The 20,431-nt window shown below is 38.2% G+C and carries 20 protein-coding genes; 4 read left to right on the top strand and 16 right to left on the bottom strand.

Going from position 1 to position 20,431, the window contains the following annotated elements; genetic code table 11:
* Nucleotides 1-19 precede the first annotated feature (19 nt).
* From CEQ21_RS20465 to CEQ21_RS20450, 4 genes are all read right to left on the bottom strand, one after another.
* On the bottom strand, nucleotides 20-1,903 hold the full coding sequence (locus tag CEQ21_RS20465; RefSeq protein ID WP_185766092.1) for an ABC-F family ATP-binding cassette domain-containing protein: 1,884 nt from the start codon (nucleotides 1,901-1,903) through the stop codon (nucleotides 20-22).
* The gene (locus CEQ21_RS20460; RefSeq protein ID WP_185766091.1) at nucleotides 1,884-2,540 is read right to left on the bottom strand and encodes an HD domain-containing protein; all 657 of its coding nucleotides are present in this window, start codon (nucleotides 2,538-2,540) and stop codon (nucleotides 1,884-1,886) included. The genes CEQ21_RS20465 and CEQ21_RS20460 overlap by 20 nt, the downstream gene beginning before the upstream one ends.
* 322 nt (nucleotides 2,541-2,862) lie before the next feature.
* Nucleotides 2,863-3,717 carry an amidohydrolase family protein gene (locus CEQ21_RS20455; protein ID WP_185766090.1) on the bottom strand — a complete coding sequence of 285 codons (855 nt, stop codon included), beginning with the start codon at nucleotides 3,715-3,717 and terminating at the stop codon, nucleotides 2,863-2,865.
* 32 nt (nucleotides 3,718-3,749) lie between these two features.
* Nucleotides 3,750-6,833 (bottom strand): GNAT family N-acetyltransferase, encoded by a 3,084-nt coding sequence (locus CEQ21_RS20450; protein ID WP_185766089.1) that lies wholly within the window; start codon nucleotides 6,831-6,833, stop codon nucleotides 3,750-3,752.
* Nucleotides 6,834-7,103: 270 nt separating this feature from the next.
* On the opposite strand from CEQ21_RS20450, the gene CEQ21_RS20445 reads away from it, so the two are divergent.
* The gene (locus tag CEQ21_RS20445) at nucleotides 7,104-7,688 is read left to right on the top strand and encodes a MerR family transcriptional regulator (protein ID WP_185766088.1); all 585 of its coding nucleotides are present in this window, start codon (nucleotides 7,104-7,106) and stop codon (nucleotides 7,686-7,688) included.
* Between the two features lie 72 nt (nucleotides 7,689-7,760).
* Here the strand turns inward: CEQ21_RS20445 and coaW are convergent, their stop codons facing one another.
* The 4 genes from coaW to CEQ21_RS20425 are packed head-to-tail and all read right to left on the bottom strand — an operon-like array spanning nucleotide 7,761 to nucleotide 11,382.
* Entirely contained in the window at nucleotides 7,761-8,561 is an 801-nt protein-coding gene (gene coaW / locus CEQ21_RS20440) for a type II pantothenate kinase (RefSeq protein WP_185766087.1), read from the bottom strand.
* A gap of 60 nt (nucleotides 8,562-8,621) precedes the next feature.
* The gene (locus CEQ21_RS20435; protein ID WP_185766086.1) at nucleotides 8,622-9,098 is read right to left on the bottom strand and encodes a glutathione peroxidase; all 477 of its coding nucleotides are present in this window, start codon (nucleotides 9,096-9,098) and stop codon (nucleotides 8,622-8,624) included.
* Between the two features lie 2 nt (nucleotides 9,099-9,100).
* The gene (locus CEQ21_RS20430) at nucleotides 9,101-9,652 is read right to left on the bottom strand and encodes a hypothetical protein (RefSeq protein ID WP_185766085.1); all 552 of its coding nucleotides are present in this window, start codon (nucleotides 9,650-9,652) and stop codon (nucleotides 9,101-9,103) included.
* A 59-nt stretch (nucleotides 9,653-9,711) separates the two neighbouring features.
* Nucleotides 9,712-11,382 carry a formate--tetrahydrofolate ligase gene (locus tag CEQ21_RS20425; RefSeq protein ID WP_185766084.1) on the bottom strand — a complete coding sequence of 557 codons (1,671 nt, stop codon included), beginning with the start codon at nucleotides 11,380-11,382 and terminating at the stop codon, nucleotides 9,712-9,714.
* Nucleotides 11,383-11,777: 395 nt separating this feature from the next.
* Between CEQ21_RS20425 and metA the strand changes: the two genes are divergently transcribed.
* On the top strand, nucleotides 11,778-12,686 hold the full coding sequence (metA, locus tag CEQ21_RS20420; protein ID WP_185766083.1) for a homoserine O-acetyltransferase MetA: 909 nt from the start codon (nucleotides 11,778-11,780) through the stop codon (nucleotides 12,684-12,686).
* A gap of 94 nt (nucleotides 12,687-12,780) precedes the next feature.
* Here metA and CEQ21_RS20415 read toward each other — a convergent pair whose 3' ends face one another.
* Nucleotides 12,781-13,479: an AIM24 family protein gene (locus tag CEQ21_RS20415; protein ID WP_185766082.1), complete on the bottom strand. Its 699-nt coding sequence runs from the start codon at nucleotides 13,477-13,479 to the stop codon at nucleotides 12,781-12,783.
* Nucleotides 13,480-13,614: 135 nt separating this feature from the next.
* On the opposite strand from CEQ21_RS20415, the gene CEQ21_RS20410 reads away from it, so the two are divergent.
* Complete coding sequence (locus CEQ21_RS20410) at nucleotides 13,615-13,821, top strand: DUF3892 domain-containing protein (RefSeq protein ID WP_185766081.1); 207 nt, start codon at nucleotides 13,615-13,617, stop codon at nucleotides 13,819-13,821.
* 80 nt (nucleotides 13,822-13,901) lie between these two features.
* Here CEQ21_RS20410 and mntR read toward each other — a convergent pair whose 3' ends face one another.
* The 5 genes from mntR to CEQ21_RS20385 all read right to left on the bottom strand — a co-directional run bounded on the left by mntR (nucleotide 13,902) and on the right by CEQ21_RS20385 (nucleotide 18,731).
* The gene (gene mntR / locus CEQ21_RS20405) at nucleotides 13,902-14,327 is read right to left on the bottom strand and encodes a transcriptional regulator MntR (protein ID WP_185766080.1); all 426 of its coding nucleotides are present in this window, start codon (nucleotides 14,325-14,327) and stop codon (nucleotides 13,902-13,904) included.
* A gap of 217 nt (nucleotides 14,328-14,544) precedes the next feature.
* The gene (locus tag CEQ21_RS20400; protein ID WP_185766079.1) at nucleotides 14,545-16,704 is read right to left on the bottom strand and encodes a type IA DNA topoisomerase; all 2,160 of its coding nucleotides are present in this window, start codon (nucleotides 16,702-16,704) and stop codon (nucleotides 14,545-14,547) included.
* Nucleotides 16,705-16,828: 124 nt separating this feature from the next.
* A complete protein-coding gene (locus CEQ21_RS20395) occupies nucleotides 16,829-17,806 on the bottom strand; it encodes an aromatic acid exporter family protein (protein WP_185766078.1) in 978 nt (325 codons plus the stop codon).
* Between the two features lie 2 nt (nucleotides 17,807-17,808).
* Entirely contained in the window at nucleotides 17,809-18,108 is a 300-nt protein-coding gene (locus CEQ21_RS20390) for a hypothetical protein (protein WP_185766077.1), read from the bottom strand.
* Nucleotides 18,109-18,443: 335 nt separating this feature from the next.
* A complete protein-coding gene (locus CEQ21_RS20385; RefSeq protein WP_185766076.1) occupies nucleotides 18,444-18,731 on the bottom strand; it encodes a hypothetical protein in 288 nt (95 codons plus the stop codon).
* Nucleotides 18,732-19,138: 407 nt separating this feature from the next.
* Between CEQ21_RS20385 and cspD the strand changes: the two genes are divergently transcribed.
* Nucleotides 19,139-19,339, top strand: coding sequence for a cold-shock protein CspD (gene cspD, locus CEQ21_RS20380; protein ID WP_119547134.1), 201 nt, complete (start codon nucleotides 19,139-19,141; stop codon nucleotides 19,337-19,339).
* Between the two features lie 40 nt (nucleotides 19,340-19,379).
* Here the strand turns inward: cspD and CEQ21_RS20375 are convergent, their stop codons facing one another.
* Both CEQ21_RS20375 and CEQ21_RS20370 read right to left on the bottom strand, forming a co-directional pair.
* Nucleotides 19,380-19,589 carry a zinc-finger domain-containing protein gene (locus tag CEQ21_RS20375; RefSeq protein WP_235907291.1) on the bottom strand — a complete coding sequence of 70 codons (210 nt, stop codon included), beginning with the start codon at nucleotides 19,587-19,589 and terminating at the stop codon, nucleotides 19,380-19,382.
* A 39-nt stretch (nucleotides 19,590-19,628) separates the two neighbouring features.
* Entirely contained in the window at nucleotides 19,629-20,282 is a 654-nt protein-coding gene (locus CEQ21_RS20370) for a reverse transcriptase-like protein (protein WP_185766075.1), read from the bottom strand.
* Nucleotides 20,283-20,431: the final 149 nt, after the last annotated feature.

Genomic DNA, 20,431 nt, shown 5'->3' with positions numbered 1-20,431 from the left:
AAATCTACTAAATCCATGTTTACCCTTCCGCAATTTCAGAAAGATAGCTCCAGCGTTCAATTAAATGTTCCAATTTTTCATTTTGTTCCTCTTGCTCCTTTAGAAGAGCATTTGCTTTCTCAAAGTCACTTCCTATGCTTTCCATTTCCTTCTCGATTTCTTCAAGGCGTTGTTCGCATGCCTCAATATCTCCATCAATCGTTTCCCATTCTCTTTGTTCATTATAGCTTAGTTTTACTTTCTTTTGCTTTGGCTGTTCCTGCTGCTTCGGCTTTTCCTTTACTGCTTTCTCTGCCTGCTCCTTTTGCTTTTCTGCTTGCAGATATTCTGTGTAATTGCCATAATAGCTGCCAATTTGCCCGTTTCCTTGCAGGATTAACAGCTCATGTGCAACTTTATCAAGGAAATAACGGTCATGGGATACAGTGATGACAACACCTTTAAATTCATCTAAATAATCCTCTAATACCATTAAGGTTTGTGTATCCAAATCATTTGTCGGCTCATCGAGAAGAAGAACATTTGGTTCGCCCATTAATATTTTCAGCAAATACAGTCTTCTTCTTTCACCACCGGAAAGCTTCCCAATGATTGTCCCATGTGTGTGTGGCGGAAATAAAAATCTTTCCAGCATTTGAGCAGCAGAAATCGTTTTTCCATCTGTTGTTTCAATGATTTCAGCTGTTTCCTTCAAATACTCAATCATCCGCTTACTTTGATCCATTTCTTCGTTTTCCTGCGTATAATAAGCGATTTTCACGGTTTGACCGATAATATAATCGCCTGTATCCAACGGAATCTTTCCTGCAAGAATATTCAACAAGGTTGATTTTCCTGTACCGTTATGACCGATAATCCCAATTCTGTCGCCTGGCTTAACAAGCAGGTTAAAATCCTTTAAAATCGGTTTATTTCCAAACGATTTAGTAGCAGAAACAAGCTCAAAAACCTGTTTGCCCAATCTGCTGCCTTTTAAAGAAATATCGAGCTTTCCTTTTTCAGAAACGGATGAAAGCTTATCGTCCAGCTCTTCAAACCGCTGAATTCTTGCTTTTTGTTTTGTGGAACGAGCTTTAGCACCCCTGCGAATCCATTCTAGCTCTCTCCTGAACAAATTTTGCTGTTTGTCGATCGTTGCTGCTTCGTTCTCTTCCCTGATTGCTTTAGCTTGGAGGAATTCAGCATAATTTCCTTTATAGCTGTATAGATTTCCGCCTTCAAGCTCAAACATCCTGTTTGTCACCCTGTCCAAGAAATAGCGGTCATGTGTAACCAACAACAGTGCTCCGTTAAATTTCCCTAAATAATCCTCCAGCCACTTAACTGCTTCAAAGTCTAGATGGTTTGTAGGCTCATCCAGTATAAGCAAGTCCGGTTCTTGGATAAGAACCTGTGCAAGGGAAACACGCTTTTTCTGACCACCAGACAGCTCTCCGATTTTCTTGTCGTAAAAGCTGACATCCAGCTTAGTCAAAACGGTTTTTGTGTTCGTATGAACATCCCAGCCATTATGCGCATCCATTCTTTTTTGAACTTCAAACAGTTCACTATGAAGCTTATTGTTCTCCGGGTCTGTTTCAAGCTTCAGCAAGATTTCCTCATAGTTTCGGACAATCTTCCAAACAGGGGCGTCTCCTGTATAGACATAATCTAACACGGTCATATCCGGGTCAATGTCAGGGCTTTGAGAGGAATAAGCAATTCGGTATTCCTTTGGGGCAATAATATCTCCTTCATCAGGCAAATCAATTCCTGCGACGATCTTCAAAAGCGAAGATTTTCCTGTCCCATTTATACCAATTAGTCCTACTCTTTCTTTTTCACTTATCGCAAAAGATATGGAATTAAATAATTCTTTTTCCCCATATGTTTTTGTTAAATTCTCAACTGAAATACTCTTCATAATTACCATTCCATTCTTTATAGAATTCTCTCAAATAATCCTCCATCAGCTCATGCCGCTTTTCGGCAATAACCTTTGCCGATTCTGTATGAAGCAAGCCTTTTAATTTAAGCAGCTTTTCATAAAAATGCTGAATGGAGCTGGATTCACCGCTGCGATATTCCTCTTCTGTCATGCTTTTGCGAATAATTGCTGCTGGATTGTAAATGGGACTCCCAGACTTCCCGCCATAAGCAAAGGTTCTTGCAATGCCTATTGCTCCAATTGCATCAAGTCTGTCTGCATCCTGAACAATTTGCGCTTCTTTCGTTTGAGGATTTTCATTGTTGCCACCACTATAGGAAACTGTCGCTATTGCAGAAAGAATTTCCTTTTTTTCATTGGCCTTAATAGGAAGGGCTTCAACGAACTGCTCAAGCAAGCGCTGACCTTCCTCCTTAGATTCGTTCAATTTTGCATCTGCCACATCATGGAGTAATGCAGCCAGCTCTATAATAAATGAATTACCATCGTTTTCATGTTTACATAGGAAAAGCGCCGTATTTCTAACTCTATCAATATGATGCCAGTCATGACCTGACACATCACCTTTCAACTTATCCTTCACAAATGCTTCTGTTAATTGAATGATATTCATTGTATTAGTTCTCCAATCTATATCCTACCGAAATATTGTAACATGAAAGAAAAAAATCAACTACAATACCGTTTGTTATGGTAGGAACTCCATTTTCCTAACACTATGTAAAAAAGGCAATAGAATGGACATTTAGCACACAAATACGAAGAATATCACTGGTGATTACGAATGTGGTATGTGGATGTAGTATGTGGACTTATACTAAATCTGCTAAGAGCCATTAAGGAGAATAATTTATTTCTGCTTTACCGGCATAAAAAAACTGCCGCCAGCTTAATTAATAAGCGAAGACAGCAGTCTCGTTCCCGTTGTATACCAATTAAAGAAATTTTTTGATTTTCGGAAAAACCTTAAGTGCCGTGTTATAAAAGACATCTTCATGGTACGATTCCGGAATCAGATTTTGAATGAATTCGATATAGGGGCCGAATGGTGCTAATGGCCAGTCTGTACCAAATAAAAGCTTATCATAAGAATTGGAATACACAAGTGCATGTCTTAAATGCTGAAGTAATATTCCTTCCTGCGCCTGCTCTAGCTCCTTTCTAGCACCAACCACCAATCCAGATAAATCGGCATACACATTGCGGTTTTTATACAATATTTCCGCACCGGTTAATGTCCACGGATCACCAAAATGCGCCATCATAAACCGAATATTGCGATGTTTAACCGCTACTTCATCAATCGCAAGAGGATGAGAATATTTTAACAATCCCCTTTCTGAATATGTGTCGCCAGTATGAAACACGACGGGCAGGTCGTATTTTTCGGCAAGCTCATAAACTGGATCATAAACTTGATCGTACGCATAGAACGGATAATACCCTAAGTAAATTTTTATCCCAACAACATAGTCCTTTTGTATCTCCCGTTCTAGTTCAGCGATTGCAGTAGCATCTAGCTTGTATGGATTGATGCCTGCACAATACACTATTGTTTTCGGCAGTGACTCCCCAAGATCAAGGCCCATTGGAGTATTCGCTTCATAATCTGGAAACCCCATTTTAGGGGTTTCTGTCACTCCCATCCCAATGGCCAGGACAATATTGGCAGCCTCCATCTCTGCTTGGACGCCTTCTAGGCTATAATCCACTTTAGAGAGCGATTGCGCTGTTTCCTTAAATGATTCAATATTAGAAAGATGAATGTGTGCGTCAATAATTTTTTTCATTCGGTCTCCTTTATCCTGTAAGTTTTTTAAAATCAATCCTCTGACAGCCTAAACTGAAGCTGCCGAACTGATTCTAGCTGGTGAAAAGGAACACTATCTTCATCAAAATAAAGAAAGCTTGGCTGCATATGGATATAACCATCCTTCTCCCTTTCACACGTATTCGTACAAACAAGCTGAATAACTTCTTTGTTCGTATAATACTGGACTGGACTGTTTGTATCTGTTAGCAGGTGCAGTTTATCCTTAGATGCTGCCTGTGTAATATAAAAGTCTTCTGTAAGAATTATTTCCTGCTCCTCCCTGCCAACAGTATACATTTGATTATGATTTTTTTTCTGATGCAAATGCAGTATACAGCTCTCTTTCCCTGTCTTTAAAAACAGATTATGATGCCACTCCTCTTCTGTCATCCGTTTACCTGCCGTATTATGTACTTGGACAAAAACAGCAAGAATTGGGATGTTGGGCATTGTGACATAATATTGAGAGTATGAAAGTCCTTTCCATTTTGCATGGTGGCTAATATCCGTATCAAGCCTTATGCCAGACCATACATTATCAAAGTTATCTAGAATTTCCACAAACTCCGCTTTTGTTTTTTCCTTTAATAACGAATGAACACTTAAATCAGGTGGACCTGCTTTTATCCCGCCTGCCCAAGGATTCCACCAGCTTTTCGGGATTAGGTTCGGAAACGCTTGGTCAAGCCATTCAGTCTGCTGAACTTTTAATGAAAAAAGCCCTGGATAATAATGCGGAGCTGCTCGAAAATTTATTATACCGTTATCAATACTATATATTTCGTATCCTTCTTCTGTCGTCCTGCTCTGTAAAATCTCTCCATGTGGTCGCAATAAGATAGTATTAAAGTAAGACTGCCTTTTGTCTGTCGAAATGATTGTCTGTACTTTATTCACAGCCTTCCATTTTGTTTCCTCAAGCGGCAGATTTATCTTATTGTTAGCAGGAAAAGTCTGTTTAGATACTGATTTGCCATTAACAAATAGTTCGCCTTCGCCATCAGCTTGATTGTTTCGATAGCTTGAAAACAATATGGATATAGATTCGCTGTTATCGATAACAGGATTGTTCGCATTTATGGCAAAGATTATTTCCCCTTTAAGTGCTGTATGAGAAGACTGCATTCCTGTTGCAGCTTGTTCTACGTCTCTCCAGCTTGTATATGCACCAATAGACATATAAATGGGCGGAAAGCTGCAGCTAGTATGTCCCTTCAAGTCTTTCAGCGACTGAAAATGCATCTTCCAGCCTTCCATTGTCATTTTATTTGCTTCTGTCCAAAACACGCCAATTGGATTTACCTCATCTTTAGAAAAATACCAGTTGCCGCTTATATCCTTTGATGCAATATCACCTGGCTCCACTGTATCTGCCTCATTAAACATCACAACATCACCTTTTAGCGGAAAGTAAAGCTCTGACCAATCATGATAGAAGGTTTCCTGTACATGAACACTTACAGGAGATGATTGTCTGTTTTCCAGCGTTACCCATCTTTTAACAATCCCTTCCGCATAAAGCTGAATCCGCAGTACGATGTGAATGTTCGGATGAGCTGTAGATTGGAAATAAAGGGCAAGGATGATAGATGTCTTGTCAAATGTAGTTTCCGTTTTATCCGGTTTATTTTTTGATAATTCATTAGAGAACGGCTTGCCCAGCATTGGTGCAAACATGACGAAAGGTAATTCTCCTATGCGGTTGGTGCCCACTTTCATGACATTATCTGCTTTATAAATCCTGATGCGGTAGGTTCCATTATAAATAGAATAGGAGTGTTTGTTTTCACCGAAAAACCTTTCTCCCGCTCCTTTCAATCCAACAGAAATTGTTTTTGTAACAATCTTCTCCTTGTCACCCTCTAGCTTTAAGCGACAAATAATGTCTTCCTGAAAAAAACCTAATGACAAAACAGTCGCAGGTATAGATATATATCTTCTTCCTTTCCCCTCTAACAATAGTTGATAGGTAGGGTTATGAAACGATAAGTATTTATTGTTAGGAAGCTCTAATTCTAGCAATACAGGCTCAAACAAATTGTTTTCCAGCTCCAAATCAACAGTTGTCTTAAAACCTTCTTTTAGCACATGGGGAATTGTTTTTGTGTCAATGGTGATTGGTGTTTTTGGATTAATCCCTAGCTTGAACGTCGTCATCAAACCATTGACACTCACATCGACAAAAATAGTTGGAAACGTTTTTCCCTTTTCAGGCTCAAGTCCTGCTTTTAAATAAAAGGTATTTGTTGCTGTTACTTCTTCCTCAACAGAATATTTATGGTCGAAATCACATACTACTCTTTCATGCGAGCAGGAAGAAATTTCAACAGCAAGCGGTTTGCCAGATTTATTTTTCACATAGCATTTTATTTCATGGTCTTCGCCTTCTAGTAATTCATGTTCCTTTAATGACAGCTTAATAATAAAGTCATCTGTTTCAATTCTGCTTAACCCTCTGCCCGTTCGTTCGAAGCTTGCTGTTAAAGATGTATCTGCATTTGCCCATTCATAATCGTAATAAGTAAAGCCATTCTCTTGCCTGCCATCTGGCTTTAATTCCAAAGTACGCAGCATATCTTTATACCAATCTATTTTACCTATATATGGTGCAAGAAGATTGTCATTTAATACAGCAGGAATGAAATTCATTAAATGTGTATAGCTGTCCTCATCCTCCCAAAAAAATCCGCACCGTTTATAAAGTGGGACAGCCTTTGTATTCCCTGCCCATGTATATAAATCAAGCCGTGGCCATTTTTTTGCAACAGTAACCTTTAAGGCATGGAGCAGCAGTAATTTACCAACCTTTTTCCCATAATAGTCTGGACGAACATTTAACAACGGAATATACAGTGAACCGATATCTTCCTTATAAATAGATAAACCACAATAGCCGACAACTTGATTATTGTCGATTGCTAAAAATGTATGGAGATTATCAGAACTTCGATGCTTTTCGATGATTTGCTCTTCTGTTTTGACACTGCCTCCCCATGCATCCTTACTGTCATTCCACATCTTCGCGATACTGCTTGCAAACTTGTCCTCATACTCAACAATCTGTATGCTTGAAATAGTATTTTCCCTGGTCACTACGAATCAGCATCCTTTTTTCGCTATATTGTTCTTACATGACATTCCTTCTATTCTACTTCCACAAATCGCTTATTAACCCTATAATCTATCCTAATATGCATGGAAATTATTGTAAAGTTTATATTTAAATTTTCAGAAACTAATAATCAACAAAACTAGACAAACCTCGCTAAAGGAGAATTTTTTTCTATATCGAACTAGTATTAAAGTCGATTCGTTTTTGTTTTTGGTCTTTGTTAATCTATCAAAACAGAAGGGTGCTGAAGCATGATGTTGGAACAAGTTAAGGAAATAATCGCTGCCAAAGAGGAACTTTTATTAAGTGTTAAGGAAGCTGCTGTACAAATTGAAGAAACACCTGGAGTTGTGCGCAATTGGTTAAGGGAATTGAAAGGTGTTATTCCAACTATCGTCGGTGAGCATGGCTATCGCTACTTTGACAGCAATGCAATGGAAGTATTGGAAAAGGTAAAAAGAATGCGTAATGACGACAAATTATCGTTGCGAGAAATTGAAGAAACACTTAACGATTCCCAGCAAGCTCCGATTATGCTGCAAACAGATGAATCGACAGAAAAGATTTTAGAAGAATTAAAAGCAGCAAAGGAACAGCTGCAACTGCAAATTAACTTTAATTCTGTTCTAGTAGAGCAATTGAAGAAGCAGCAGGAGGAAATGGACCGCCAGCAAGAATTCATCGAAACACAAAAAGAGCAAATTTCCGCCTTAGCTATTGCCGCAGATAGACCGTATGAGCATACTTATGGTGCCAGAAAAACGAAAGAGGAGCAAAAGGAAAAGGAAGTGCCTGTAAGAAGAGGATCGTTTTTCCGTTTATTTTCTTTCCGTTAACACCAAAATAGGATGATGGAATTTGTATAGACGCTTATCACCTCTATATAAATTCCATCATCCCTTCTTTTTTTACTCAATCTCTAGAAATGCCCCAATCGCACCGCAAAACTGGCCGTCCTGCAGAAAAACCTGCTTTGTAGGAAACAAATAATCAAAGGAAGTAATGATTTTTTGCAGTGGTTTATTGCCATATACAGCACCGCCGGCATAGATAATCTTATCCACTTGATGAATAGTGCTTGCTTGTTGTGTTAACAGAACGATCGTTTCAGCTACCATTTGAAATAAGGATGAAATGACGTCCGCTTGACTTCCCTCAGCCTCTTGTCCTTTGCCGAAATTACTGGCAGTAAGGTCTCCATTAATGCCGATATCTTCTTTTGTATATAAGTCTTTTACAAGGAAATCAAGCTTGTGATGGTTGCCTTTTGCTGCAAGGTCTGTAATCGCGGAAAAATGCTGTTCATTCGCCAACATGGAAGACAAGCCTAAAATTGTACCGCCACCAATTCCACTGCCTAAAATTCGTTTATTACTAGTTTTGGTTACGTGAAACCAAGAAGTGCCTGTTCCCAAATTAACAAGGATAAATTCGTCCTGACTGCTTTGGTTTTGTTTTACCTGCAGCCATTTAGCACCATTACATACAGCATCAAACTCGGAAACAATTCGTGCGTCAGGAAAATGCCTTGATTGCAAATGTGCTGCTTGACTGCCTGTTAAAGCTATCTGCTCCCACTTAAACAGCTTAAGCCAGCCCATCGCTGCATCTATTTCTGTGTTGGGATACTTTTTAAAATGAACTCTGTCCTTATCTTTATACGCCAACTTTATCATCGTTCCGCCTGCATCAATCCCAATAACAGCCAAGTTGCTCGCCTCCATTGAAAAAAAGGAAGAACAGATTGCTCTATTCTTCCTTTTGAATTATTATAACAATTTTTCAATATCCTCTTTCATCTCTAAAGGAGATGCATTTGGAGAATAACGCTTCACAACCTTACCTGAGCGGTCTACTAAAAACTTTGTGAAATTCCATTTAATTGCCTTAAGACCCATTGCACCAGGTGCTTCTTCGCTTAAATGCTTATATAAAGGTGCTGCGTTTTTTCCATTCACATCGATTTTGGCGAACATCGGAAATGTTACTCCGTAGTTCATTTCACAAAATGATAGAATCTCGTCCTCGCTGCCTGGCTCTTGATTCATAAACTGATTGCACGGAAATCCAAGCACTTCAAGGCCCTTCTCCTTATATTCTTCAAAAACTGATTGAAGCTCCTTAAATTGCGGAGTGAATCCGCACTTGCTTGCCGTATTAACGATAACTAATACTTTACCTTCGTATTGATTTAGTGACGTTTCTTCTCCATTAATTTTCCTTACTTCAAAATCATAAACAGTCATCTTTATCCTTCCCACTTTCCTAAATCGACCAGCAGCTTCTGTCTTTTTAAGCCTGCCAAAGTAGCCAGCATATAATCTGTCATTTCGGCTAAATCGTCTATATGGCCTTCTGTGACCAATCTGCTGAAAACGATTGTAATATGATTAGTTACTATATTATCAGATGCGAAGGGCTTATAACGAATTTCCTGCTTGATGATTTGCTCTGTTCCCCAAATTTTCTGTAGTATGTCCTGCAGCAACGCTATAATCTCTTGTTTGTTTTCGTGTTTTACTACAATTGTTAACTTTACATTAGCACCAACTAAATGGAGCTTGTCGTCTAGTTCAAGCAGCTCTGATGCTAAGTTTTCTAAGGAAGCGTACAAGGAAAACGTCAATTGGGCATTTTTTTGGTCACTTAAAGCGAAGGCTAGATGGAATTCACGAGACATTGTGCTCATGTTAAGCATATCTTTTCTATCTAAGATATGAATAACTCCCTCTAAATCCTTATCATACAGCAAGCCTTCAATTACTGTCTTTAAGTTGTCGTAAGCAGTTGGATCAAACATATAAATTCTCCTTTAAAAAAAGCGCAAATAGGTATATTTGCGCTACTTTGTTCCGTACCTTAAAACAGGCCGATTGCTTTTCCTTGTTCATTAACGTCCATTTTTAGTGCTGCAGGCTGCTTTGGCAGTCCTGGCATTGTCATTACATCGCCTGTCAAGGCAACTAGGAAGCCTGCACCAATGCTTGGCTTCAATTCTCTTACTGTGATGGAGAAATCCTGTGGACGTCCAAGCAGTGTTGGATCATCCGATAGGGAGTATTGAGTTTTTGCCATACAGATTGGGAGATTGCCCCAGCCAAAGCCCTGAAAATCCTTCATCTGCTTTTTCGCCTTTGTGCTAAACTCTACACTGCCTGCGCCATAAATTGTTGCAGCGATTGTTCGGATTTTTTCCTCAATGGAAGCATCGAGGCTATAAATATGCTGAAACTTATTTTTGTCCTGCTCGATGATTTCCAACACCTTGCTAGCAAGCTCGATTCCGCCAGTTGAACCCTTTTCCCAAACCTCTGTCAGTGCCACTGGAATGTTTTCCGCTTCACAAAGCTCCTCAAGCACTTCGATTTCCTTCACACTGTCAGTATAAAAACGATTGATGGCAACTACAAATGGCAAACCGAAGCTTTTAATACTGTCAATATGCTTTTGTAAATTGGCAAATCCTTTTTTCAGTGCGTCAATATTTTCTTCAGCCAGTTCAGCCTTTGCTACGCCGCCATGCATTTTCAATGCTCTGATTGTGGCAACGATAACGACAATTTCTGGGTTAATTTGTTCATTTCTAGCTTTGATATTTAAGAATTTCTCAGCACCAAGATCTGCACCAAAGCCTGCTTCTGTTACAACATAATCAGCCAGCTTGCTGGCAGCTACTGTTGCAATTACGCTATTGCACCCATGCGCAATATTTGCAAATGGACCACCGTGAATGATTGCTGGTGTAGCTTCAAGCGTCTGCACAAGATTCGGCTTGATTGCATCCTTCAACAGAAGTGTCAGTGCACCTTCAACACCAAGCTCTCCGACTGTTACAGGCTGCTTATCTATGTTATAAGCGATAACCATCTTAGATAGCCTTACCTTTAAATCATTTAAGTCATGTGCTAGGCATAATACTGCCATAATTTCTGAGGCAACCGTAATATCAAAACCATCTTCGCGCGGAACTCCTTGTAAAGGTCCACCAAGTCCAATGACAACTTTTCTTAAAGCACGATCATTCAAATCAAGCGCTCTTTTCCAAACAATACGCCTTTGATCAATCTTCAGTTCATTTCCTTGATGGATATGGTTGTCCAAAAGTGCAGCTAATGCATTGTTGGCCGTTGTGATGGCGTGTAGGTCACCTGTGAAATGAAGATTAATATCTTCCATCGGCATAACCTGTGCATAGCCGCCGCCAGCTGCACCACCTTTTATACCCATTGTTGGTCCAAGTGAAGGCTCTCTCATCGCGATTGCTGTTTTTTTACCCAGTTTCTGTAAGGCATCCCCAAGACCGACTGTAACAGTTGATTTCCCTTCGCCTGCTGGTGTCGGATTGATTGCTGTCACAAGTATAATTTTCCCTGATTTATTTTCGCTTAATTGCTCCAGCTTTTCAGAAGAAATTTTTGCTTTATATTTTCCGTATAACTCCAAATCATCCATTGTTAAGCCGAGTTTTTTTCCTATGTCCAGTACAGGCTCCATACTTGCCTGCTGTGCAATTTCAATATCCGTTTTCATCCTGTAGCACCCTTTCCTACAAATTTGCTCTGTTTTTATTTAATAGAGAGCTTTTAAACTGTTTTTATGTATACTATCATAAACTATTTTACAGATTAACGAATAAAATTAAAAGAAAATTAGTAAAATGTTCGCCTTTCTCTTCCTAAAAGAAGGCTTAAAAAAATAGATGATACAAAAAATGCTGAAAAAAAACTATTTTCATACATTTCCAGCAATTGTATTGCGGCAAACCGAAAGGAATCTTATAATAGGCTATATGTTTAAAACATCCAACAATTAAATTACCGGAATACTATGATAGCTTTGCTTGTTGTCCTATTAAATATTCCGATGCAAGAAGGCTATTAACTCACAACATGCAGAAATAAGGAAAAAACAGGAGGCGAACCATTATGCCTATTAAAATTCCACAGCTGCTGCCAGCAAGGGAAATTCTCGAAGAAGAAAATATATTTATAATGGACGAAACAAGAGCAAAGGCTCAGGATATCCGACCATTAAATATATTAATTCTTAATTTAATGCCAGAAAAAGAGAAAACGGAAGTTCAAGTATTAAGACTTCTTGGAAACACGTCACTCCAAGTAAACATCTCTCTCGTTCGGACTGCATCCTATCACTCCAAAAATACAAGTCCGTATCACTTAGAGCAATTCTACACAGACTTCCAAGCCATTAAAGGAAATAAGTATGATGGCATGATTATTACAGGAGCTCCTGTTGAATTGATGGGCTTTGAAGAAGTCCAATACTGGCAAGAGCTGACCGAAATTATGGAGTGGACAAAAACAAATGTGACCTCCACCCTGCATATTTGTTGGGGGGCACAAGCTGCCTTGTATCATCACTTTGGAATAAAAAAATACGAGCTTGACCAAAAATGTTACGGAATTTATTCTCATGAGGTTCTTAAGCCATCTGAAAAATTACTTCGCGGTTTTGATGACAGCTTTGTAGCACCTCATTCAAGACATACAAATGTCACAACTCGAGAAATTAATGAGCATCCAGAGTTGCAGCTTCTAGCAGCATCAGATGAAGCTGGTGCCCTTATTATTAGTGGAAACAATGGAAAACAAATAATGATAACCGGACATTTGGAATATGATTCTTCCACACTTGCAGAGGAATTTAAACGCGATAAGGAAAAGGGACTTGATATCCATCTTCCTCTTCACTATTTTCCGAATAATGATCCGAGCAGAAAACCGCTAAATATGTGGCGTTCTCATGCACATCTACTGTTCTCAAACTGGTTGAACTATTATGTATACCAAGAAACCCCTTACGAATGGAAATGAAAGGCAAGTAAAGTATAAAAAAAGGGATATTGCTTCCAAACTGTATGCATTCCGTACACAGTTTGAAAGGATATCCCTTTTTTCAAAAAAATCATTATCCGTTGTTATCCCCGCTAAAATAAACCTCTTCAAATGGCTGAATAACAACAAAGCCTTCGCCGCTGAATTTCATTTGAATAGATTCACCACTGCCTCTTCCGAAGAAGGTTTTCAAGGATACATCTGTTACAAACTCTGGCTGCAGGCTTCCTGACCATGCTACTGTTGCATTTGGATCAGTGAAAACTGGCTTTGATGGCGTCACTCTCAAGGTAAGCGGCTCATAATGAGAGGTGATAGCAATCATTCCTCTACCAGACAAATGAATGTTGAAAAGGCCCCCTGAGAGCATGCCAGCAACCTTTTTCATCAGCTTTATATCCCATGAAACAGAAGGCTCAAATGCCAGCAGATCATTGCCGTTCACAAAAATGGATTCATCATACAAATTTAAGATGGAGATCTTTTTCCCTTGATCTGCGAGATACAGCTTGCCCTCACCCTCTGCCTTCATAAGTGAGGCACCTTCACCTGTCAGTGCTTTTTTGAACATTTTACCTAGGCCATGCTCCAAAATACCTTCTCTTGTAAACTTAATGTTTCCCATATAAGAAACCATGCTTCCAGATTTCGCCCAAATTTTGCTCTCTAAATTCACTTCAAGCATGCGCTGTGTTTCCAATTCAAACAGGCCTTCCCCTTTATCCTGCTGTTCTGTTTGGTTAACAAAGTCCTGCAAGGTATATCTGTTCATATGTAGAATCCCTCTCTTTTTTAAACTTTCTTCCTATAGATACGTATGGTAGATAAAAAAGTTTCATGATTAATTTGTTTCTTTTCGTACATACTAAGCGATGATTTTAAATTTTTTAAAGAAAGGATAGATATTATGGAAACAATCGTTGCTGTGGAAAGAAATCATGCAGGTGAAATAATAAGCTTCAAAACTTCTGATGATAGAATTATCTCCTACCGAAAAGCGGTGATGGAAGCAGCAGATGGCTCACTTAGCGGAGTTACGTTGTCAGAGACAAACTTAGAAGAAGGCGCTTCTATCACAATAGAGGATACGTTTGAGGAATTTCCAATCATTTAAATAAAACATACATACAGAGGGGCTAGACATAGAGACACGCTTTTTTGCTTTGTGGCAATAAAATATGTCTCTCGCCATTTTTAATCCAGATCTTCGTTTTTTTGCTGGATATCTTTTAGCTCCTCGATTCTTTTTGAATCTTCCTGAAAATATTGGACTAAATCACCAACACGATCGATTGCATCCCAGCTTAGGTGATGTTCAATCCCTTCTACATCTTCGTAAATATTTTCCTCTTTCACGCCGATTATCCGCAGAAGGTCTTCAAGTAACTCATGACGGAAAACTAATCTTTGTCCTATTTTTTTACCTTTTGGGGTCAAAATCAGCCCTCTATATTTTTCATATACAAGATATTCATCTTTATCCAGCTTTTGAACCATCTTTGTAACAGAGGAGGGGTGTACAGACAAGGCTTCTGCAATATCTGATACTCTTGCATATCCTTTATCTTCAATCAGTTTGTAAATTTGTTCAATATAGTCTTCCATGCTGGGTGTTGGCATATATGACCCTCCTAATTTTGCATATACTCTCAAACACTTGCCATGTTTAGCTAAACAGAGCTGTATTCGTTCGATTTCCCCTTGCTCCACTTAACGTTCCAGTATTTTACGAAACGCAGGTAGCAGAGCAGCGGCACATCCTTTATGCATTTTACTATATAAAAATTATGGAAACAAGCATTGTTAGTGATGCCACTGTTTTTTGAACAGTCATATGCTATTTTTTGCTAGCGAAATCCATTTGCCAGCTAAAATACTCATTATCAGTATTTTTTACATATTTTAAAATAGCATCAAATTTATTTCCTTTTTTGCTAGTTAGTCCCTTAACCTCGGCAGAACCGTTTTTCAGGATAGCCTTTACCATCGTTTTGGTTGGTTTTTTCTTAAGTGCTGCTAAAAACTTATCATTTTTCCATATAACAAATTTACAGCCCTGTTTCCAATTGCTGCAGCCAAATCCCTTTTGCCCCTCTATTACTTGATGACCACAGACTGGGCATTTGCCTAAATTCTCTATTTTCCTTTTTGTATAGGAGACCTCTTGGATGGTCACATCTTGCTCATGCTTAATTTTTTCAACAGAGTTCTTTGTAAATTCGCTAATAAGCTGCAAAAAGGCTTGTTTAGAATATTTACCTTTTTCGATATCATAAAGAGATTTTTCTAGCCTGCCCGTGAAATCCAAGTTAAACAATTCCTTAATTGGAAATGTTTCAACGAGTGTTTTTCCTAAATCAGTACAAATCAAGTTTTTCCCTTTTGCTTCAATATAGCCGATATCCTTTAGCTTCTTAATTGTGTCTGCTCGGGTAGCAGGTGTACCGATGCTAAAGCCACTCAATATGGACATAACGTCCTCTTCTGTATCACTTAGTGTATCGATGTTTTTGCCGCAAGTTTCCATGAGACGTAACAGTGTTTTTTCTGTATGCTCCTTAGGGGCCTGTGTCGTATGGGTGGTTGTTTCGATTTTTTTGACGTCCACTTCCTCCCCAATGCCTACAAACGGCAGAAGTACATCCTTTGACTTAATGTTTTCTGCTTTTTTCCAGCCTTCGACAAGCTGCACTTTTCCTTTTGTATGAAAAGCACCAGGCAGACTTGCATCTTTGATGTTTGTAACAATTCTTGTTTCCTCATATTCCGCTACAGGCATAAACTGCATTAGCAGTCTTGTCTTAATTGCCTCATACACTTGCTCCTCATCGTTCGTCAGCCTTTTCGGAATAAGATAGGTCGGAATAATGGCACTATGGCTTTCTACTTTTTTATTATCAAAAACTCTTTTGGATGCATAAAATTTTATATCATCTTTATATGGCAAGTTTGCAGATATAGCACTAACGACCTTAGCGGTTTTACCAATTAAGCTCTCCTCAAGCGCCATACTTGCCGTTCTCGGATACGTAATGTATTTTTTTTCATACAGACCTTGGGCAACCTTTAAAACTTTATCAGCCGTCCAGCCTTTATATTTGCTCGTAATATAGCCTTGCAGATTCGATAAATTAAACAGTAATGGCGGGTATTCCTTCTTTTTCTGGACAGTTTTGTCTGCTACAAATCCTTTTTTGCCGGCAATTTGTGCTTGCAGCTGGTCAAGCTCTTCTTTCGTTTTAAACTTGTCTTCTTTACCAACTGTATAAATCCCCGTATATTTACCTTCCGTGCTTGAGAAGGTCCCTTGGAGCTTAAAATAATCCTCAGGTACAAAGTCTCGTATCTCCTTGTCCCGATCATAAATTATCTTTAAAGTTGGCAGCAATACACGGCCGATATTAAGTGCTTTCCCTTTGCCCTTTTGGTATTTTAATGTCGTAACAGATGTAAGGTTAATCCCTATCAGCCAATCTGCCCACTGTCTGCTGACACCTGCATCCTGAAGTGGGCGCATTTCACTGTTTGCCCGAATTTGTTCAAGACCGTTTAATACTTCATCTGGTGTCCATTCGTTTAAGAGCAGGCGATATACTTCCTTTTCTGTCCGTAAATTATAAATAATACTGTCACCAATGATTTGTCCTTCTCTATCATAGTCACAGGCAGATATTATCGCAGTAACGTCCTGTCTTTTCATGAGCTGATGAATGGTTCGCAGCTGTTTTTGTGCCCCCTTATCAGGCTTTTCCCGATTGCGCGGATCACTTTTCACCTTATATTTAAAGCTTTCCGGTATAAATGGAAAGTTATCCATTTTCCATGTCGCCATTTTTTCGTCGTAATCCTTTGCATCGTTTAACTGCAGCAAATGGCCGAATGCCCATGTTATGATATAGCCATTTCCTTCAAAATAGCCGTCTTGCTTGTTTTTTATTTTCAATGCATCTGCAATATTTTTTGATACAGATGGTTTTTCAGCCAATATCAATTTCATGTTATCACCTTTTTTATTTGCTTTGTCTAAATTAATGACGTTACGTTTGCGATAAGCAAACAAAAGATTCTATTAAACATCCAATTCATGTATGTTTAATAGAATCTTCCTTCTAACTATTATATCAATTATACGCTACCTTCAGTGACTTTTTCACCTTCAAATACTGTTCAAGCTCCTTAAGTACATAATAAAGCTGTGCTTGTTCGGCAAACAAATCCCAATCCTGCGGCAAATCCTGCGTCCTTATTTCTTCCTCCAGCCTTTCAAGTTTACTTAAAAAAAGCTGTGCTGTATTGCCTGGATGGACACAAAGGCTCAATTCTTCCAGAAAGTCAGCGATGGAATGACGCTGTTCGGACAGACTGCTCACAGTCGTTACCTTCGCGAAAAGTCCTTCTATTATTTCAAGCTGTTTTTCTCTAATTGTAAAATACTTGTAATAATAGTTTTCTTTTCTTGTAAAATGGTTTTCTACGTCTCTATATGCAAGCGATTTTGCTATTTGTACTTCCTTCGCTGTTTGCGTGAGCTTTTGCTTATAATCAAATGCTAGCTCATTCGTGCGTAAAAATTCAACCATTCCTTGCAGCATTTCCTGAAAATCCTTTTCGATCTTCTGCTGATAAATCTTCATTTCCTTATCGAGGCTTGGCATATAGCTGTTTACTAGAAGTGCTGCACCTATTCCAATAACAATAAGCGCAAACTCATTTTCTATCACGGCCATATTAATATGTCCTGCCGAGTAAATATGAAGAATGATGACAGTACTAGTCACTACCCCTTCATTTACTTTCAAGATGACAGTCGCCGGGATAAACAGCAACAGCAGCAATCCTATCGCATAAGGCTTATAGCCTATCAGCTCAAAAAACACATAGGAAAAAGGAATCGCCATCATACATGCCACAAATCTTGCGAATGCGCTGTGCAGCGATTTTCTTTTTGAGTTTTGTACACATAGTATCGTGATGATTGCAGAGGATACGAAGAAATCCAGATTACACAGCTGGGCAACAGTAATCCCTAAGCTTACTGCAACAGCAGTCTTAAAGGTGCGGTAGCCTATCTTATATTTTTTTAATAAGCTTATGATCATGCTTAATCACAACCTGTAACTAATAGATCATCCTGTAAAGAAACTAACTTCCCATTAATTGAAATTTCATCTCCAGTATGCACAAACAATGATACGACAGAACCGCTGAATGGAACTTCTACTTTTTCTAAGTCACCATTAGCTGTCTGAATTGTCAGGATTGTTTCCCACTCATAAAAATATGCATTTTCCTTAATGAAAACATCCTTCACTATTCCTGCAAACGGGCTCAATATCACTTGATCTTCTTTGGAAATTTCATAATACGGACTTTGACTGTTCTTTACAATCGTTTCAATCATTTTTTAAAATCTTCCCTTTTAAATTTTTTGCTCCATTTGGTTTGATGGACGAGCATCTAATCCAGATTAAATAACAGCTTTTATCATGTTAATAAAAACACATTTTCACCTACATTTCAATGGTTTCCAGCATTATTCCCACATGTTTTTTTATGGTAAGCCTTTCATTGTACACAAACAAAAAAAACCAGCTCTTAGCTAGTTTCAACAAGTGACAAAAAAGAACAGAATACTATAAAATTATAGGCAGTTCCAATTCAAAAAGGTTTACTTTTTGTGGCTCAACAAAATTTCTCCCTGCTAATGTACAAAAAAACTGTCTACACACTAAACTTTCAAGCATCATATTTCTTGATAGATTTCTCGGATTGAACATACCATTTATCCCTTTCAACTATATTAGCAACAGTTAAAATTAAGGAAGGGATTTTTTCAACCAAAAAAACAATCAAACCGATATTCTTGTTCATAATGACAAAGGATTCTCCGTGGGAAAATGTAGAAAGTTCCTTGCCTAGTTGGAGAATGCTCCTAACTATCGCCTGCTTGCTTTCATCATCCAACGTAATGTTTGGAGAAAAACGCAAAATCCAGTTAGCATTTTCAATCGAAAACCGATACATACTAATCACCTTCTTTGATTGTCTTCGTAAAAAAACAACTAGCAAAAAGCACACATCTTTGCATCTTTGATACTAACTGTACTACTTACAAAAAACGATACACCTGTCATTCAATTGTTATGTGTAGAACATTAAAATTATGTATGACAAATCATTTCATATACTCTCCTACCATAATACTTGCTAATCCGAAAACGAAATGTGTATCCGTTTTCTTTTATTTCGGTCACATAAATACTTTTTATGAAAAAACTCTATGAAACCTTGACTCTATTGGGTTATTCGTGTATATTATAGACATCATTTAACAAAATTCTGAAAATATTGTTTTCTATGATATTTTGTTCTATGAGAATATTTATTTTTCGGCACTAAAGTGTCTTGAAAGGCTTAGGAGGAAACTTAACATGCAAAACGGTAAAGTAAAATGGTTCAACAATGAAAAAGGTTTTGGATTCATCGAAGTTGAAGGCGGAGACGATGTATTCGTTCACTTCACAGCTATTCAAGGTGACGGTTTCAAATCACTTGAAGAAGGTCAAGAAGTTTCTTTCGAAATCGTTGAAGGAAATCGCGGACCTCAAGCTGCTAACGTTACAAAACTATAAAAAAAAACGAAAAGCAACAATATCCAAGAGCTGGCTTATGTCAGCTCTTTTTATCTTCCTCTTTAATATTCCCTGCAAGCATGTCACCGTATTTTTTTATTTCTAATCCAACCGTGCATTCTGATATACAAAACCGATGTGCATGCCTTTTTCCTTTGTCTGTTTTGTTATGCTCATACAAAAAACAGCCTTTACAATAATCATTCATCAGGTTTTCTGCACGCTGCAGCCATTTCTTTCTATCGCTCACAAAGCAATCTCTCCTCTTTTTACATCACTTCAGTCATCATTATATAATTTGCATTTTGCTGTAAATTCTTTTTTCAGCAAGGGCCTGTGTAGCCAATTTATCTGCTTCTTTATTTTCATTTCGACCAATAGGTGTATAAATAGCATTGATTTTTAAATCGGAGAGTTTTTTTTCAATCCGATCAAGCCATTTATTAAGCGCCTCCTCATAACATGGCCATTCACCAGATAATTGATTCAGTACAACCTGGGAATCACCTTTAAATTCACAGGTAACTCCTTTGACTTCCAATTCCTCTAATAAATTCAATGCATGATAAAGGGCAGCATATTCAGCCTCATTATTTGTTTCCATCTCGTGAAACAATTCATTTGCCCGAATCCTGTATTTCTTTTTGCCCTGATTAAAATAAAGAATTACCCCAAGCCCTGCAGTATTGGTTTCCTTCCGATATCCGCCATCAAAGAAAATCGTAAAATCATGCGGCTCCTCTTCCACTTCTGCATGAAGCTTAATCAGCTCCTTTAAATTCCATTCTGTCCCGTTTTCATCATAAAAAGTCAGATCAATGCCTTGCTTGTTCTTCTCCAAATCTTCACCGATTACTATAGCCGTAGATTGCACCATCCAATCGGATGTAAAAAACACTTCTTCTTTTTTAACGCGGTATTTATATTCAAGCTTATATTTCATATGAAAGCATCCTTCCTTTATTTAAATACTGTTCCCACAAGACCAGTAAAGGGTATAATAAAATGGCTTCCCAAAATAAATCCATATAAGATAATGTTATGTAGTTTGGCTCCTTTTTATAGCTTAAAAAGCTTGCCATCACCTGAATA

The sequence above is a fragment of the Niallia circulans genome (assembly GCF_007273535.1).
Lineage (GTDB): Bacteria > Bacillota > Bacilli > Bacillales > Cytobacillaceae > Niallia > Niallia circulans_B.
The sequence above is the reverse complement of the archived record's forward strand: the minus strand, read 5'-3'. Positions and strand labels throughout refer to the sequence as shown.